This is a genomic window from Massilia sp. BSC265 (assembly GCF_000740675.1).
GTDB lineage: Bacteria > Pseudomonadota > Gammaproteobacteria > Burkholderiales > Burkholderiaceae_D > Telluria.
In genome coordinates this window covers 14,593-30,017 of sequence record NZ_JPXI01000037.1, presented here as the reverse complement: position 1 = coordinate 30,017, position 15,425 = coordinate 14,593, and the positions used below count along the sequence as shown (strand labels likewise).

Genomic DNA, 15,425 nt, shown 5'->3' with positions numbered 1-15,425 from the left:
CAGCTGTTGCGCTGCTACCCCAGGAGTTCAGGATGGGTGCGTCGGGCGCATCCGTCGTTCGCCGCGGAACTGCTGGATGGCGGCATTGACCATTCCCTCGACGCTGCCTTCTCGCTCGTAACAGCGGCGCAGGCGCGTGGCATCGCTGCCCTCCGTGGCGGCGGCCGCCAGGTGCTGCAATGCCTCGGCGCTGCCGAGGGCTTCGGCATGCGGCATGATCTTTTCGAGCGTCGCCAGGATGTCGTCGCGCAGCACGATGCTGTCGTAGGTCTTGGGATGCGTGATGGCGCCGTCCAGCCCGAAGCGGCAGGCCTGGAAGCGGTTGTAGTTGTAGACAAGGTAATCGTCTTCCGCCGGCGGCTCTTCCTTGCGTTCGAGCAGGTGGCGGCACAGCGCCTGCAGGTAGGCGGCAAGCGCCGCCGCGCGCTCCACCGTGAGCGGGGTGTCGCACACGCGCAGCTCGATGGTGCCGTATTCCGGCTTGGGCCGCAGGTCCCAGTAGAAGTCCTTCATGCTCTTGATGATGTTGGTGCGCTCCATCTTGGCGAAGTACACGTCGGTGAACTCCTGCCAGTCCAGCACAAAGGGCGCGCGCCCGCTCATCGGGAAGGCGAACACGGAATTCAGGCGCGCCGAGTCGAAGCCGCTGTCCTGCCCCTGCACGAAGGGCGAGGAGGCCGACAGCGCGATGAAGTGCGGCAGGTAGCGGTTGAGCGCATGGAGCAGGTACAGCGCATCGTCGCCATTGGCGCAGCCGATGTGCACGTGCTGTCCGAAGACGGTGAACTGCTTGGCCAGGTAGCCGTACAGCTGCGACAGGTACTGGTAGCGCGGCTTGTCCGAAATGCGGCGCTCGGACCAGTCCTGGAAGGGGTGCGTGCCGCCGCCTGCGATGCCGATATTGAGCTTGTCGCCGGCCGCTACCAGGGTATCGCGGATCTCGTGCAGTTCCGCCAGCAGCGCCGAATAGGACGAGTGCACACTCGAGTTGATCTCGACCATGCTTTCCGTGATCTCGGGCGTGACGTTGCCGGGGAAGGGCTTGCGCCTGAGCAGGCTGATCAGGTCCGGACAGACCGGCGTCAGGTCGAAATCGGACAGGCTGACAAGCTGCAGTTCCAGCTCGACCCCGAAGGTCAGCGGTTGCGACGAATTGAAGGCTTCAAGCGGCATGGGGATTCTCCGGGGCTTCGCGCGCCCAGACCAGGGCGCGCTGGATGATGATCGGGCCGAACACTTCGAGTAGCATCGTGACCGCCGCCATGGCACGGAGTTCCTCCGGCACGTGCACGCCAGCCTGGCGCGCATGCTCGATCAGGAGGATCACGAAGACCGACAAGGGGGCGAGACCGATTCCTGTCAGGGCACCCTTGCGCCACGAAATGCCCGACTTGTAGGCGAATGCCGTCGCCCCGAGCACCTTGGTGCCTGCGCCCAGCAGGACGGCGATGACGGCGAGGCCGAGTGCACTGCCGATGGCGAGCTGCCGCCAGTCGAGGGTCGAGGCAGCGTAAACGAACAGCAATACGGTCAACAGTTCACCCAGGGCGCCGAAGTTGCGCTGCGCGTGACTGAAGGCGATGCGGCGGTGGCGCGCCGCCAGGCCGAAGGCCAGCGTGGCCACGTAGGGCGACAGCGCGCCGGCGTCGCAGATCGCCACCAGCAGCAGCACGGACAGCGCGAAGGCCACGGTCGCATCCCGGTCCGGATTGCCAATGGCGCGCAGCAGCGCCGGCACCGCCACGCCGAACACGGCGCCCACCAGTGCGGATCCGGCCAGCATGACGAGGCTTTGCCAGAGCGCGTCGCCCAGCGCGTCGAAGGTATGGAAGATCCAGAAGCCGACGATGGCGTTGAAGGCGAATATCGCCAGCACGCAGTTCATCGCCGTCAGGTGCAGTACGCGCTCGGTTACCTGCCCTGAGCTGCGCTGTTCGTTGATGATGCGCACGACGGTGGCGGGCGAGGTGCCCATCGACAGCGCCGCCATCATCAGCGCGACCAGTTGCGAGGTGCCGAAGGCGAGGGCGACCAGGAAGACCGCCACGAAGGTCAGCAGGGCGCCCGCGAGCCCGCCGGCCCCGATCCAGGGATTGGTGCGCAGCCAGCGCAGGTTGATGCGGTAACCCAGTTCGAACAGGATCAGGCCGAAGGCGATGTCGGCCAGCAGCGCCACCGGACCGGCATCGGGCGCCGGCAGCACGCCGGCCTGGGTGCTGCCCAGTGCGAAGCCGACCAGGCCATAGAAGCTGATGCGGGGCAGGCCGGTGAACCGCTGCCCGAATTCGCCGGCCAGCCAGGCGACGGCAAGCGCGATCGGCCATGCGAGGCTGGTCAGGATGGGCAGCAGGTCCGGCATCGGTTCTCCCTCTCGTCAGCAGTCCAACTTCCGGACGCATGGTAACGACGCGTGCTTTGGTCGAACGCGTGGTCGGGGAACCCGACCACCCTACAATGTGTTGGCAATTCTACAAGAGGGCTTCCTGCGCACGATTGATGTGCGAAAGCTCCTACTTGCTGAGCAGACGCATGGCCCGTTCCAGCCCCTCGAGGGTGATCGGGAACATGCGGCCATTCATGATCTGCCGGATGACGGCGATCGATTGCCGGTATTCCCACAGGTGTTCCGGCTCCGGGTTGAGCCAGGCGAACTTGGGAAAGGCATTGGTGAAGCGCGCCAGCCAGGCCGCGCCGGCTTCCTCGTTGTTGTACTCGACCGAGCCGCCCGGCGCCAGCACCTCGTAAGGACTCATGGTGGCGTCGCCGACGAAGATCACGCGGGTGTCGTTCGGGTAGGTGCGCAGCACGTCCCAGGTCGGGAAGCGCTCGCTGTGGCGGCGCCGGTTGTTCTTCCACAGGTAGTCGTAGACGCAGTTGTGGAAGTAGTAGAACTCCATGTTCTTGAATTCGCTCTTGGCGGCCGAGAACAGCTCTTCCACGCGCTCGATGTGGTCGTCCATCGAGCCGCCGACGTCCAGCAGCATCACCACCTTGATGCGGTTCTTGCGCTCCGGCTGCATGCGGATGTCGAGGTAGCCCGCGTTGCTGGCGGTGGCGCGGATGGTGTCCTCGAGCGCCAGCTCTTCCGCCGCGCCCGTACGCGCGAAGCGGCGCAGTCGGCGCAGCGCCACCTTGATGTTGCGGGTGCCGAGTTCGCGCTCGTCGTCGTAGTCGCGGTAGCTGCGCTGCTCCCACACCTTCACCGCCGTGCGGTTGCGGCCCTGGCCGCCGATGCGGATGCCTTCCGGATTGGTGCCGCCATTTCCGAAGGGCGAGGTGCCGCCGGTGCCGATCCACTTGCTGCCGCCTTCGTGGCGCCCTTTTTGCTCCTTCAGCAGTTCTTCCAGGCGCTGCTGCAGCTTGTCGTAGCCGAGTTTCTCCAGGGCCGCCCGCTGTTCCGGCGTGAGCTCGCGCTCGAAACGCTTGAGCAGCCAGTCGAGCGGGATGTCGGCCTTCTCGTCGAACACCGCATCGACACCCTTGAAGTAGGCGCCGAAGGCGCGGTCGAACTTGTCGAAGTGGGCTTCGTCCTTCACCAGCGTCAGGCGCGCGAGGTAATAGAACTCGTCGAGCGAGGGCGCGGTCACGCCTTGCTGCAGGGCTTCCAGCAGCGTCAGGAATTCCTTGATCGTGACCGGAACCTTGGCGTCACGCAGGGTGTAGAAGAAATCGATCAACATAAGGTTGAGCTTTAAGCGCAAGCCCGTGCGTGCCGCTCCAGCCGCTCGTGCAGGGCGCGCTTGATGAGCGGCCATTCGCCTCGCAGGATGCTGTACATGACGGTGTCGCGTACCGTGCCGTCGCGGCGCAGGGCGTGGTGGCGGATGACCCCATCCTTCTTCGCCCCCAGGCGTTCGATCGCGGCCTGCGAAGCGAAGTTCTCGCAATCGGTGCGCAGCCCGACCACGCCACAGCCGAGCGTATCGAAGGCATGCGACAGCAGGAGCAGCTTGCAGCTGGTGTTCACGTGGGTGCGCTGCACGCTCTTGGCGTACCAGGTATAGCCGATCTCGACACGGTCCACCTGCGGGAGGATGTCGTGGTAGCTGGTGGTGCCCAACAGAGTGCTACTGCGCGCATCGATGACGGCAAAGGCCAGGCGGTCGCGCGTGTCCAGCGCGGTGCCGATGTACTGCGCCGCATTGTGCGGTTCCGGCACGCTGGTCACGCGCAGCTTCCACAGTTCGCCGTCGCTGGCGGCTGCGCGCAGGCCGTCCTCGTGGTGGGGCGCCAGCGGCTCCAGGCGCAGGCCGTTGAACTCGAGCGTCACCGGCTCCACCCGAATCGGCTTGCTCATCGGTTGGTCCTCGACATGGTGACGAGGCGCTCGAACAGGTGCACGTCCTGCTCGTTCTTCAGCAGGGCGCCGTGCAGCGGCGGCACGATGGCCTTGCTATCCTGGCTGCGCAGGGCCTCGGCCGGGATATCTTCGGCCAGCAGGAGTTTCAGCCAGTCGAGGAATTCCGAGGTCGAGGGCTTCTTCTTGATGCCGGCGACCTCGCGCAGCTCGTAGAAGCTCTGCAAGGCGGCGGCCAGAAGGTCCTGCTTCAGGGTCGGGAAGTGCACCTTGACGATGTCGGCCATGGTGTCCCGGTCCGGGAACTTGATGTAGTGGAAGAAGCAGCGGCGCAGGAAAGCGTCCGGCAGTTCCTTCTCGTTGTTCGAGGTGATGATCACCAGCGGACGGTGCCTGGCCACCACCATCTCGCGCGTCTCGTAGACGTAGAACTCCATGCGGTCCAGTTCGCGCAGCAGGTCGTTCGGGAACTCGATGTCGGCCTTGTCGATTTCGTCGATCAGCAGGACGGTCGGTTCCGGTGCGGTAAACGCCTGCCACAGCACGCCTTTGACGATATAGTTGTGGATATCGCGCACGCGTTCGTCGCCCAGCTGCGAGTCGCGCAGGCGCGACACCGCGTCGTACTCGTACAGGCCCTGCTGGGCCTTGGTGGTCGACTTCACGTGCCACTGCAGCAGCGGCATGTCGAGCGCGGCCGCGACCTCTTCGGCCAGCATGGTCTTGCCGGTGCCCGGCTCGCCCTTGATCAGGAGCGGGCGGCCGAGCGTGAGCGCGGCGTTGACGGCCAGTTTCAGGTCGGCGGTGGCAACGTAGTTGTCGCTGCCTTCGAAGCGGGGGGAAGCGTGCATGGGCGTTCTGGATCGGAATGAAATGAAGCCGAGTATATGCCAGAACGCGCGTGTGGACAGGCTGCGCGCGTTTGTAGACTGGTGACAACTCTTCAGATAGAATCGACAGGTTGGTAGTCCATTTGCTAACTTTTTGTGCGTTTGCGGTATTCGAATTACAACTAACGAGCCACACCCATGAAAAAATCTTTAGCACTACTGGTAGTGGCAGCGTGTGCCGCCACCACCACTGCGGCCGCCGCGGCGGACATTGTCGGCAATCCCAAGGCTGCGCCGGCCAAGATCGAGATGTGCATCGGCTGCCACGGTATCCCGGGCTACAAATCGGGCTTCCCCGAGGTCTACCGCGTTCCCATGATCGGCGGCCAGTCGGCCAAGTACATCGAAAGCGCACTGAAGGCCTATCGCAAGGGCGAGCGCAAGAACCCGTCGATGATGGGCATTGCCGCCTCGCTGAGCGACCAGGACATCGCCGACGTCGCTGCCTACTATGCGCAGCAGACCCCAGCCACCGCCAAACGCTAAGGACCAGCCATGAAAAAACTGTTCTCCGCGCTGCTTGCCGGCGCATTCTGCATGGGTAGCGCCGCAGTGGCTTCGGCGGCCGACGTCGCGCGCGGCGAAGCGCTCGCCAAGAAATACAACTGCGCATCCTGCCATGGCGCCGACTATAACAAGCCGATCGACCCGAGCTATCCGAAGCTGGCCGGCCAGCACGCCGACTACCTGGCCCACGCCCTGCGCGCCTACAAGCGCGGCGCCGGCTCCAACGGCCGCGCCAATCCGATCATGGCAGGACAGGTGCAGCCGCTGTCGAACAAGGACATGGCGGACATCGGCGCCTATCTCGCCAGCCTGCCGTCGCAACTCGTGGTCAGCAAATAATCAGCAAGTAACAGCATCAAAGCGGTTCCAGCCTGGGGCTGGTAAACTGTCGATCCCCCCGAACCGGGCAGCCGGCGGGGGATTTTGTTTTTTGGAGCCCCGATGCCGTCCCTGTCCATGCCGTCCCCATCCCACATCAAAACCAACCTGCTCAGCGGCCTGACCGTCGCCCTCGCACTCGTTCCCGAGGCAATCGCCTTCGCCCTGGTCGCCCAGGTCTCGCCGCTCACCGGCCTGTACGCGGCGGTGCTGGTCTCCTTCATTACCTCGGCCTTCGGCGGCCGTCCCGGCATGATCTCGGCCGCGGCCGGATCGCTGGCGGTGGTCATGGTGGCGCTGGTGGTACAGCACGGGCCGCAATACCTGTTTGCCGCGGTTGTGCTGATGGGCGTGCTGCAGCTGCTGTTCGCCGCCGCGCGCCTGGGCAAGTTCATCCGCATGGTGCCGCACCCGGTCATGCTCGGCTTTGTCAACGGCCTGGCGCTGGTGATCTTCGTCGCCCAGTTCGGCCATTTCAAGACAGCTGGTCCGGACGGCAGCATGCAATGGATGGGCGGCCCTGAACTGGCCACGATGCTGGCCGTGGTCGCGGCCACCATGGCGGTCATCTACATCACGCCGCGCTTCACCAGGGCGCTACCAAGCACCCTGGTCGGCATCCTGGCGGCCACCGCCGGCTGCGCGCTGCTGGGCATCGACACCAGGACGGTAGGCGACCTCGGCTCGATCGCGGGCGGCCTGCCCAGCTTCGCGGTGCCGGAGGTGCCCTGGAACCTGGAGACCCTGCGCATCGTCTTCCCCTATGCGCTGGTGCTGGCCGGCGTCGGACTGATCGAGTCGCTGCTGACGCTCACCCTGATCGACGAGATCACCGACACCCGCGGCCAGCCGAACCGCGAATGCCTGGCGCTGGGCGCCTCCAACGTCGTCACCGGCTTCTTCGGCGGCATGGGCGGCTGCGCGCTGATCGGCCAGAGCATGATCAACGTGAACAGCGGCGGTACCGGGCGCCTGTCGGGCATCGTGGCCTCCCTGTTCCTGCTCTCCTTCATCCTGGTCGGCTCCCGTTGGATCGAGCAGATCCCGCTGGCGGCGCTGATCGGTGTGATGTTCGTGGTCTGCGAGAAGACCTTCGAGTGGGGCACTTTCCGCCTGTTCGGCAAGGTGCCGCGCGCCGACGCGCTGGTGATCGTGCTGGTGGCGGGCACCACCCTGGCCTTCGACCTGGCGGTGGCGGTGCTGCTTGGGGTAATCGTGTCGGCCCTGGTGTTCGCCTGGCAGCATGCGAAGCAGATCCGCGTTGCGACAAGCCTGGATGCGCAGGGATGGAAGGTCTACGAACTGGAAGGCACGCTGTTCTTCGCTTCCGTGACCGGCTTCCAGGCGCTGTTCACGCCGAAGGACGACCCGCAGGACGTGGTCATCGAATTTCGCCGCGCGCGCGTGGCCGACCACTCGGCGATCCAGGCCATCGACGCCCTGGCCGAGCGCTACCGCGCACTGGGCAAGCGCCTGCACCTGCGCCACCTGAGCCGGGACTGCCGCGAACTGCTGGAGAAGGCGAAGGACATGATCGAAGTGAACCTGCCGGAGGACCCGCGCTACCACGTCGCCGACGACAAGCTGGGCTGAATCGGCAGAACATGATACAAAAAATGCGGCACGTGCCGCATTTTCGAATCACGTTGCCGTGCTTGCCGTCAGCGCGTCGCGCGTCGGCGCACGCATTCGATGTAGGCCTCGGTATCCGGCGGCACGCCGCCCCGCTGCGACTTCCAGATCATCTCGCCGAGGCATTCCATGATCTCGTGGTGGGCGTCGTGCTCGCCGATGCGGCTGACCAGCAGGTCGTGCGCCGCCTTGATGCCGCGCGGCTGGTCGATCGAGACCTGCTCGGCGATCGACAGGTGCATCGACAGGTGCAGAAAAGGATTCGGCTTGCCGCCCTCGACCGAGTAGTCGCAGGCGATCGCCGCTTCCACGTCCTCGAGTTCGGCGTGGTATTCGGGATGCTGGACGATCCAGTCGGCCGCGATGGCGTCCATCGGGCTCAGGATCTCGCCGTTGCGCTGCTTGCGCAGGGCTTCGCAGAAAAAGCGGCGCACGTCGTGCGATGACGGAGTGAACATGGCTGGGGGAGCAGAAAAGGGCAGGAAGCGGGCATTCTAGCGCTTCCTGCCGGTTCTTGCCGCCCTCTGCTTCGGATGCCGGAAATCGGCGAGTACCCTGAGGGTGCCGTTCTTCGCGGTGGCCGGGCCGGCACGGAACTCCTTGAAACGGGTGCGGTAGATGCGGCTCCAGCCGCCGATGTGCGCTTTTGATAATTCCGCCGGCATGAACGCGTGGACCGCGAAGCGCAGGACGAGGGATGGCAGCCACCGCGGGGGCGGCGGGAGCGAAGAAGACGGGGAGCATCGCTCCCCACCGTAAGGCAAACTTACTCGTCTGGCAACAGCACCAGCGAATCCGGCGTGGCCGGCTTGGCTGCGGTGGCTGCCGCCGCCAATGCCGACTGCTGCTGCGCCTTGCCGCCGGCGCCCTGCGAGCGGCCGTGCGGCTGGCGCAGGTAGCGCGCACTGTGACGGCGTTCGCCGTTCTGGCCCCTGGCAGGCCAGGTGATGAAGCGCGATAGCTCCTGCAGCGCCCGCTGGTAGACATCGCGCTTGAACTCGATGACCACGTCCAGCGGCACCCAGTAGTCGTGCCAGCGCCAGGCGTCGAACTCGGGATGGTCGGTCAGGCGCAGGTTGACGTCGTTATCGCGCGCCATCATGCGCAGCAGGAACCAGATCTGCTTCTGGCCACGGTAGTGGCCGCGGATCTCGCGCTTGATGAAGTGGTCGGGCACCTCGTAGCGCAGCCAGTCGCGGGTGCGGCCCACGATCTTGACGTGCTCCTGGCGCAAACCGATTTCTTCCTCGAGCTCGCGGTACATCGCCTGTTCCGGCGTCTCGCCGTATTTGATACCCCCTTGCGGAAACTGCCACGAGTGCTCGCGCACCCGCTTGCCCCACCACACCTCGTTATTGGCGTTTAGCAGGATGATGCCGACGTTGGGGCGGAACCCTTCACGATCGAGCATAAGTGCACCTCGAAACTTTCTGCCGGCCGTACGATCCTTATATTTTTACCCACAAATTGCCATGCCCGCCCGGTCGGCGGGTAGCCGACGAGGCAGGTACTGCTCGTTCCGCTGCTTGTTCCGGACCCATTTGTAGAAAGATTGGACGCATCAGCCAGCTAATCCTTTAAAATTAGGTCGATTATAACTCTCTCTTTTTAAAAAGAATTCACGGATATGCGCGCCTCACGATTTTTTATTTCAACTCTCAAGGAAGCGCCCTCGGACGCGGAAATCGTCAGCCACCAGCTGATGATGCGCGCAGGGATGATCAAGCGCCTTGGCTCGGGCATCTACACCTACATGCCGACTGGCCTGCGCATCATCCGCAAGGTCGAGAACATCATCCGCGAAGAAATGAACAAGGCAGGCGCGATCGAGCTCCTGATGCCGCTGGTGCAGCCGGCCGAACTGTGGCAGGAGACGGGCCGCTGGGACAAGATGGGCCCGGAACTGATGCGCGTCAAGGACCGCCATGGCCGCGAATTCGCCATCCAGCCGACCTCGGAGGAAGTCGTCACCGACGTCGTGCGCAGCGAGCTCAAGTCCTATCGCCAGCTGCCGATCAACTTCTACCACATCCAGACCAAGTTCCGCGACGAGCGCCGTCCGCGCTTCGGCCTGATGCGCGGCCGCGAGTTCACGATGAAGGATGCCTATTCCTTCGACCGTGACGTCGACGGCATGCAGAAGTCCTATGCGACCATGTTCGATGCCTACACCAAGATCTTCACCCGCTTCGGCCTGAAGTTTCGCGCGGTGGCGGCCGACAACGGCGCCATCGGCGGCACCGGTTCGCATGAGTTCCACGTCATCGCCAGCACCGGCGAAGACGCGCTGGTGTACTGCCCGACCTCGGATTACGCGGCTAACATCGAAGCGGCCGAAGCGCTGGCCGCCGGCGAACGCGCCGCGCCGACGCAGGCACTGACCAAGACCTCGACCCCGGGTAAAACGAAGTGCGAAGCCGTGGCCGAACTCTTGAGCATCCCGCTGCAGCACCACGTCAAGAGCATCGCCCTGACCGTCGAGAACGAAGGCAAGAAGACCTACTTCCTGCTGCTGCTGCGCGCCGACCATGAACTCAACGAGATCAAGGTCACCAAGGTCGCAGGCCTGAAAGACTTCCGCTTCTCGACCGAAGCCGAGATCCAGGAAGCCTACGGCACCGTGCCGGGCTACCTCGGCCCGATCAATACCAAGCTGCCGGTTACCGTGGTGGCCGACCGCACCGTCGCCAACATGGCCGATTTCGTCTGCGGCGCGAACGAAGCGGATTACCACTACACCGGCGCCAACTGGGGCCGCGACTGCGCCGAGCCGATCGTGGCCGACCTGCGCAACGTGGTCGAAGGCGACCCTTCGCCGGACGGCAAGGGCGTGCTGGCGATCGAGCGCGGCATCGAAGTGGGCCACGTATTCCAGCTCGGCACCGCCTACTCGGAAGCGATGCAGGCGACCTTCCTGGACGAAGCCGGCAAGCCGGCCCCGCTGCAGATGGGCTGCTACGGCATCGGCGTGACCCGCATCCTGGGCGCGGCCATCGAACAGAACTACGACGACAAGGGCATCATCTGGCCGGATTCGATCGCGCCGTTCGAGCTGGTGCTGTGCCCGATGGGCCTGGACCGCAGCGAGATGGTCAAGGAGCAAACCGAGAAGCTGTACGCCGAACTGCAGGCAGCGGGCATCGACGTCATCGTCGACGACCGCGGCCTGCGCCCGGGCGCCATGTTCGCCGACTGGGAACTGATCGGCGTGCCGCACCGCATCGTGATCGGCGAGCGCGGTCTCAAGGAAGGCAACCTGGAATACCAGGGCCGCCGCGACGAAGCCGCCACCAGCGTGCCGGTCGACGGCATGGTCGCCTTCATCAAGGGCAAGCTGGGCAAGTGAACCCGGTAGCAATGCTTCCCTGGGCCGCGAGTGCGCTGCTCGCTGCCGGGCTGCTGCTCGGCAGCGCGGCCCATGCCGGCAACCAGAAAGAAGAAGCGCTGGCGGACTCGGTCCGGCTGGCGCTGGCCAACGCCATCCACGACACCAGGCCACCCAAACCCGTGCTGCGCGACGCCGCGGCGCGGGCGCATTACCAGGCCTGGTTCGACGAGATGTCGAAGCGCCTCGCCAAGCGCATCCCCGACCAGCTGTCGCGCACCGAATTCCTGGAGACGGTCTGGTACGAGTCGACCCGCGCCGGCCTGGAGCCGGCCATGGTGCTCGGCCTGATCCAGGTCGAGTCGGCCTACCGCAAGTACGCGATCTCGATCGCCGGGGCGCGCGGCTACATGCAGGTGATGCCCTTCTGGACCAAGGTGATCGGCGACAGCGACCGCCGCATGCTGTTCAATATGCAGACCAACCTGCGCTACGGCTGTTCGATCCTGCGCATGTACATCGACATGGAGAAGGGCAACCTCTACCTGGCGCTCGGCCGCTACAACGGCAGCCGCGGCAAGCCGCAGTATCCGAATGCGGTGCTGGCGGCGTGGAAGAAGTGGGAGTTCAAGCCCGCAGCGTAACGAACAATCTCGCAACAAATCCATCCGCCATATGTATATGGCAAGGTGTAAACTCTGCGCTTTCCAGACGTAGAGGTTCCCATGCGATTGTCCCTCCTTGCCGGCGCTATTCTCGCCGCCGCGCTGGCCGGCTGCACCAGCGTGCCGCCCGCTTCACAGGCCCCCTCCCAGGCTTCCGCGCAAACCCAGGCTCGCGCCCAGGTCGAGCAGCGCGCGAAGAACGTGATCTTCTTCCTCGGCGACGGCATGGGCCTGAACACGCTCACTGCGGCGCGCATCTTCCACGCCGGCGAGGAAGGCGAGCTGACCATCGACCGCCTGCCCGAATCGGCTTTCGTGAAGACCTTCTCGAACGACTCGATGGTCACCGACAGCGCCGCCAGCATGGCCGCCTACATGACCGGCGTGAAGCACAACAACGGGGTGGTCTCGATGTCCTTCGGCACCCGCTCGGTCGCACCCGGCAAGGACGCCAACGGCAACGCCCTGGTCAGCAAGTGCGAAGTCGGTCCCGGCAGCGGTTCGCCCGCCACCACGCTGCTGGAACTGGCGCGCAAGCGCGGCATGGCGCTCGGCATCGTCACCAACACCAGCGTCACCGATGCTACCCCTGCCGCTGCGTACGGCCACGCCTGCCACCGCAAGCTCGAGACCGATCTGGCGGCGATGCTGGTGCCGGGCGCCGCCGGCTACAACGGCGCGCTCGGCCCGCGCGGCATCGAGGTGATGTTCGGCGGCGGCACCCAGTTCTTCACGCCCTTCGCGCGCGGCGGCAAGCGCGCCGACAACCGCGACCTGCTGGCCGAACTGCAGGCGCAAGGCTTCCGCGTCGCCCTTGATACCGCAGGCCTGAACGCACTCGCCGCCAACCCGCAGCAGCCGGCCATCGGCCTGTTCGCGCAGAACCACATGGACTACGACGCGACGCGCGACCCGAGCAAGCAGCCGAGCCTGACCGAGATGACGCGCAAGGCCATCGACCTGCTGGCGCCGCACGCAGGCAGCCAGGGCAAGGGCTTCTTCCTGGTGGTGGAGGGCGGCCTGATCGACCACGCGCTGCACGCCACTCTGGCCAAGCGCGCGCTGCAGGAAACCGTGTCCTACAACGCCGCCATGCAGGCCGCGCTGGAGAAGATGGAAGCGCTCGACCCGGGGCTGAAGAACACCCTGGTCGTCGCCACCGCCGACCATGACCACACGCTGCTCCTGAACGGCTATACGGTCCGCACCGGCAAGACCACGCCGACCAACCCGGGCGTGCTGGGCCTGGTGCGCAAGCTCGACGGCAGCTTGACCTTGGACAAGGAAGGGCGTCCCTTCACCATCATCGGCTTCGGCAACGGCGAGAACCGCGTCAACGGCCCGCGTTCCAGCCAGCCCGCGCTCACCGACGAGATCGTCACGCGCGACGACTACCACCAGGAAGCGGTGGTGCGCACCCGCACGGGCGCGGAAACGCACGGCGGCACCGACGTCTACCTGGGCGCCGCCGGCGCCGGCGCGGAACTGTTCCGCGGGACCATCGACAACACCCGCGTCTTCAGCCTGATCAAGACCGCTGCCGGCCTGTAAGGAGACCACCATGAACAAGCGACTTTCCCTTCTCCTGGCTGCCGCCCTGTTCGGCGCCAATGCGGCCGCGGTAGCTGCCGCGCCGCAGGCCAGGAACATCATCTTCTTCCTCGGCGACGGCATGGGCCCGACCACGATCACCGCCGCGCGCATCTTCAAGCACGGCGAGGACGGCCTGCTGAACTTCGAACGGCTGGAGCGCACCGCGCGCATCAAGACCTATTCGAACGATTTCCAGACCACCGACAGCGCGCCCTCGATGGGCGCCTACATGACCGGGGTGAAGATCAACCAGGACGGCATCTCGATGAAGGATGCGCGCGCCATCGACCCGGGCAAGGACGCCAACGGCAACCCGACCGTCGACCGGTGCGGCGAGAACAACGGCCAGGTGGTGCCGACCATCCTCGAACTGGCCAAGGCGCGTGGCAAGGCCGTGGGCGCGGTAACCACCACCGAGCTGACCCACGCCACCCCGGCCTCGACCTTCTCGCACGTCTGCCACCGCGACGCCGGCTACACCATCGCGCGCCAGATCGTGCCGGGCGGCGAGGGCTACAACCACGCGCTGGGCGACGGCGTCGACGTCCTGATGGGCGGCGGCCGCCACCACTTCACGCCTTTTGATAAAGCCACCAACCCGAAGGGCCGCGCGGACGGGCGCGACCTGATGGCGGAATTCGCGGCGCAGGGCTATGCCGTGGCCAACACCCGCGCCGGCATGATGTCGGCGCGCCCGGGCCGCAAGTTCGTCGGCATCTACAGCGCCGACGATCACATGGACTACTCGCTGGCGCGCCGCCCGGAGCAGCCGACCCTGACCGACATGGCCCTCAAGGCGATCGAGCTGCTTTCGAAAGACCCGGACGGCTTCTTCCTGATGGTCGAAGGCGGCAAGATCGACCATGCGCTGCACGACACCAATGCCAGGAACGCGCTGGCCGACACGGTCGCTTTTGATGAGGCGATCCAGGCTGCCATCGACCGCATGCGGAAAATCGATCCGGGGCTGGAGAACACCCTGATCGTCGTGACCGCCGACCATGACCACACGATGGTCCTGAACGGCTACCCGAAGCGCGGCAGCAAGGTGCTGGACATCGTGCACGACTACGCCAGCGGCGAACCGAAAAAGGACGCCGACGGCAAGACCTTTACCGCGCTCGTGTTCGGCAACGGCAAGGTGCGCCCGGACGTGCGCGCCGACGTGGACAGCGCCGTGGCGCAGAGCGACGGCTACCGCCAGGAGGCCGGCGTGCGCACGGTGTACGAGTCGCACGGTGGCGGGGACGTGAAGCTGTATGCGACCGGGGCGGGTTCGGCGCCGTTCAAGGGGACCATGGAGAATACCCAGGTGTTCCACCTGATGAAGGCGGCGGCGGGCCTATAAACCGTAGGGTGGGCGGGTCTCCCGCCCACGCGGTGATAGTTGGAGTATGAATAGTCGTAAGGGCAGTATCACCGTGATTTAACCGCGTGGGGTAATCCAAGCCGGTGGCTTGGATCACGAGCCGCCCACCCTACGAAAACAAAAAGCCCCGGTCACCCGGGGCTTTCCATTTGCAAGGCTACTGGACAGCCGGCCAGTGCTTACTTCAGGTGATCCGAAATGAGCTTGGTCATTTCGAACATCGACACCTGGGCCTTGCCACCGAAGACAGCCTTCAGCTTGTCGTCGGCGTTGATCATGCGGCGGTTCGATTCGTCCTGCAGGTTTTCTTTCTTGATGTAGTCCCAGACCTTCTTGGTGACTTCGGTGCGTGGCAGCGGCTTGTTGCCGACCACTGCTGCCAGTTCGCCCGATGGCGTCATCTCTTTCATGAAAGCGGCGTTCGGCTTGCGAGCCGCCGGCTTCGCTGCTGGTTTCGCTGCTGCTTTTGCTGGAGCTGCTTTTTTTGCTGCAGGCTTGGCCGCTGCTGCCGGCTTGGCGGCTTGCTTGGCTGGCGCTGCGGTGGATTTTTTGGCTGTTGCCATCTTCGAGCCTCCTAAAACGATCACAGGGAAAGTTGCGTTATCGACGCACCGGCTTATATTGGTGGCCTTTTACTGTTCATGCAAGTCTTTTTCGAAATTTTTTCACTCTGATAAGCCCTGAAATGCGAGCTGTCGCACACTAGGAGGGCTTGAATTGAAAAAACCGACCTGCCGAATGTGAAAAAACCGCGCCAGGCCAGTGCCCG

General features: G+C 64.9%; 16 protein-coding genes. 7 read left to right on the top strand and 9 right to left on the bottom strand.

Features of this window, described 5'->3' with window-relative positions; genetic code table 11:
* Positions 1–27: 27 nt before the first annotated feature.
* From MA09_RS16990 to MA09_RS16970, 5 genes are all read right to left on the bottom strand, one after another.
* The gene (locus tag MA09_RS16990; protein WP_036251115.1) at positions 28–1,173 is read right to left on the bottom strand and encodes a YbdK family carboxylate-amine ligase; all 1,146 of its coding nucleotides are present in this window, start codon (positions 1,171–1,173) and stop codon (positions 28–30) included.
* On the bottom strand, positions 1,163–2,359 hold the full coding sequence (locus tag MA09_RS16985) for a cation:proton antiporter (RefSeq protein WP_036251113.1): 1,197 nt from the start codon (positions 2,357–2,359) through the stop codon (positions 1,163–1,165). Before MA09_RS16985 ends, MA09_RS16990 begins: the two co-directional genes overlap by 11 nt.
* A 151-nt stretch (positions 2,360–2,510) precedes the next feature.
* Positions 2,511–3,680: a VWA domain-containing protein gene (locus MA09_RS16980; RefSeq protein WP_036251110.1), complete on the bottom strand. Its 1,170-nt coding sequence runs from the start codon at positions 3,678–3,680 to the stop codon at positions 2,511–2,513.
* An 11-nt stretch (positions 3,681–3,691) separates the two neighbouring features.
* Positions 3,692–4,297 (bottom strand): GNAT family N-acetyltransferase, encoded by a 606-nt coding sequence (locus tag MA09_RS16975; RefSeq protein WP_036251109.1) that lies wholly within the window; start codon positions 4,295–4,297, stop codon positions 3,692–3,694.
* Complete coding sequence (locus MA09_RS16970; protein ID WP_036251107.1) at positions 4,294–5,148, bottom strand: MoxR family ATPase; 855 nt, start codon at positions 5,146–5,148, stop codon at positions 4,294–4,296. The genes MA09_RS16975 and MA09_RS16970 overlap by 4 nt, the downstream gene beginning before the upstream one ends.
* 177 nt (positions 5,149–5,325) lie before the next feature.
* Here MA09_RS16970 and MA09_RS16965 point away from each other — a divergent pair, with 177 nt between their 5' ends.
* The 3 genes from MA09_RS16965 (at position 5,326) to MA09_RS16955 (ending at position 7,665) form a co-directional block, all read left to right on the top strand.
* Complete coding sequence (locus tag MA09_RS16965) at positions 5,326–5,673, top strand: cytochrome c (protein WP_036251105.1); 348 nt, start codon at positions 5,326–5,328, stop codon at positions 5,671–5,673.
* A gap of 9 nt (positions 5,674–5,682) precedes the next feature.
* A complete protein-coding gene (locus MA09_RS16960) occupies positions 5,683–6,033 on the top strand; it encodes a cytochrome c (protein WP_036251103.1) in 351 nt (116 codons plus the stop codon).
* A 102-nt stretch (positions 6,034–6,135) separates the two neighbouring features.
* The gene (locus MA09_RS16955; RefSeq protein ID WP_036251100.1) at positions 6,136–7,665 is read left to right on the top strand and encodes a SulP family inorganic anion transporter; all 1,530 of its coding nucleotides are present in this window, start codon (positions 6,136–6,138) and stop codon (positions 7,663–7,665) included.
* A 68-nt stretch (positions 7,666–7,733) separates the two neighbouring features.
* Here the strand turns inward: MA09_RS16955 and MA09_RS16950 are convergent, their stop codons facing one another.
* The 3 genes from MA09_RS16950 to MA09_RS16945 all read right to left on the bottom strand — a co-directional run bounded on the left by MA09_RS16950 (position 7,734) and on the right by MA09_RS16945 (position 9,115).
* Entirely contained in the window at positions 7,734–8,162 is a 429-nt protein-coding gene (locus MA09_RS16950; protein WP_036251097.1) for a DUF1841 family protein, read from the bottom strand.
* 36 nt (positions 8,163–8,198) lie between these two features.
* Complete coding sequence (locus MA09_RS24895) at positions 8,199–8,369, bottom strand: hypothetical protein (RefSeq protein ID WP_161783233.1); 171 nt, start codon at positions 8,367–8,369, stop codon at positions 8,199–8,201.
* A gap of 101 nt (positions 8,370–8,470) precedes the next feature.
* A complete protein-coding gene (locus MA09_RS16945; RefSeq protein ID WP_036251095.1) occupies positions 8,471–9,115 on the bottom strand; it encodes an RNA pyrophosphohydrolase in 645 nt (214 codons plus the stop codon).
* 216 nt (positions 9,116–9,331) lie between these two features.
* Between MA09_RS16945 and MA09_RS16940 the strand changes: the two genes are divergently transcribed.
* The 4 genes from MA09_RS16940 to MA09_RS16925 all read left to right on the top strand — a co-directional run bounded on the left by MA09_RS16940 (position 9,332) and on the right by MA09_RS16925 (position 14,635).
* The gene (locus MA09_RS16940) at positions 9,332–11,050 is read left to right on the top strand and encodes a proline--tRNA ligase (protein WP_036251092.1); all 1,719 of its coding nucleotides are present in this window, start codon (positions 9,332–9,334) and stop codon (positions 11,048–11,050) included.
* A gap of 11 nt (positions 11,051–11,061) precedes the next feature.
* Positions 11,062–11,673 carry a lytic transglycosylase domain-containing protein gene (locus tag MA09_RS16935; protein WP_036251090.1) on the top strand — a complete coding sequence of 204 codons (612 nt, stop codon included), beginning with the start codon at positions 11,062–11,064 and terminating at the stop codon, positions 11,671–11,673.
* An 81-nt stretch (positions 11,674–11,754) separates the two neighbouring features.
* Positions 11,755–13,245 carry an alkaline phosphatase gene (locus MA09_RS16930; RefSeq protein WP_036251088.1) on the top strand — a complete coding sequence of 497 codons (1,491 nt, stop codon included), beginning with the start codon at positions 11,755–11,757 and terminating at the stop codon, positions 13,243–13,245.
* 10 nt (positions 13,246–13,255) lie between these two features.
* Positions 13,256–14,635: an alkaline phosphatase gene (locus MA09_RS16925; RefSeq protein ID WP_036251085.1), complete on the top strand. Its 1,380-nt coding sequence runs from the start codon at positions 13,256–13,258 to the stop codon at positions 14,633–14,635.
* 200 nt (positions 14,636–14,835) lie between these two features.
* Here MA09_RS16925 and MA09_RS24220 read toward each other — a convergent pair whose 3' ends face one another.
* A complete protein-coding gene (locus MA09_RS24220) occupies positions 14,836–15,219 on the bottom strand; it encodes an SWIB/MDM2 domain-containing protein (protein WP_081897653.1) in 384 nt (127 codons plus the stop codon).
* Positions 15,220–15,425: the final 206 nt, after the last annotated feature.

Excerpts from the sequence above, each read along its gene's own strand:
- MA09_RS16990 (WP_036251115.1), bottom strand. The coding sequence starts at position 1,173 with ATGCCGCTTGAAGCCTTCAATTCGTCGCAACCGCTGACCTTCGGGGTC.
- MA09_RS16985 (WP_036251113.1), bottom strand. The coding sequence starts at position 2,359 with ATGCCGGACCTGCTGCCCATCCTGACCAGCCTCGCATGGCCGATCGCG.
- MA09_RS16980 (WP_036251110.1), bottom strand. The coding sequence starts at position 3,680 with ATGTTGATCGATTTCTTCTACACCCTGCGTGACGCCAAGGTTCCGGTC.
- MA09_RS16975 (WP_036251109.1), bottom strand. The coding sequence starts at position 4,297 with ATGAGCAAGCCGATTCGGGTGGAGCCGGTGACGCTCGAGTTCAACGGC.
- MA09_RS16970 (WP_036251107.1), bottom strand. The coding sequence starts at position 5,148 with ATGCACGCTTCCCCCCGCTTCGAAGGCAGCGACAACTACGTTGCCACC.
- MA09_RS16965 (WP_036251105.1), top strand. The coding sequence starts at position 5,326 with ATGAAAAAATCTTTAGCACTACTGGTAGTGGCAGCGTGTGCCGCCACC.
- MA09_RS16960 (WP_036251103.1), top strand. The coding sequence starts at position 5,683 with ATGAAAAAACTGTTCTCCGCGCTGCTTGCCGGCGCATTCTGCATGGGT.
- MA09_RS16955 (WP_036251100.1), top strand. The coding sequence starts at position 6,136 with ATGCCGTCCCTGTCCATGCCGTCCCCATCCCACATCAAAACCAACCTG.
- MA09_RS16950 (WP_036251097.1), bottom strand. The coding sequence starts at position 8,162 with ATGTTCACTCCGTCATCGCACGACGTGCGCCGCTTTTTCTGCGAAGCC.
- MA09_RS24895 (WP_161783233.1), bottom strand. The coding sequence starts at position 8,369 with ATGCCGGCGGAATTATCAAAAGCGCACATCGGCGGCTGGAGCCGCATC.
- MA09_RS16945 (WP_036251095.1), bottom strand. The coding sequence starts at position 9,115 with ATGCTCGATCGTGAAGGGTTCCGCCCCAACGTCGGCATCATCCTGCTA.
- MA09_RS16940 (WP_036251092.1), top strand. The coding sequence starts at position 9,332 with ATGCGCGCCTCACGATTTTTTATTTCAACTCTCAAGGAAGCGCCCTCG.
- MA09_RS16935 (WP_036251090.1), top strand. The coding sequence starts at position 11,062 with ATGCTTCCCTGGGCCGCGAGTGCGCTGCTCGCTGCCGGGCTGCTGCTC.
- MA09_RS16930 (WP_036251088.1), top strand. The coding sequence starts at position 11,755 with ATGCGATTGTCCCTCCTTGCCGGCGCTATTCTCGCCGCCGCGCTGGCC.
- MA09_RS16925 (WP_036251085.1), top strand. The coding sequence starts at position 13,256 with ATGAACAAGCGACTTTCCCTTCTCCTGGCTGCCGCCCTGTTCGGCGCC.
- MA09_RS24220 (WP_081897653.1), bottom strand. The coding sequence starts at position 15,219 with ATGGCAACAGCCAAAAAATCCACCGCAGCGCCAGCCAAGCAAGCCGCC.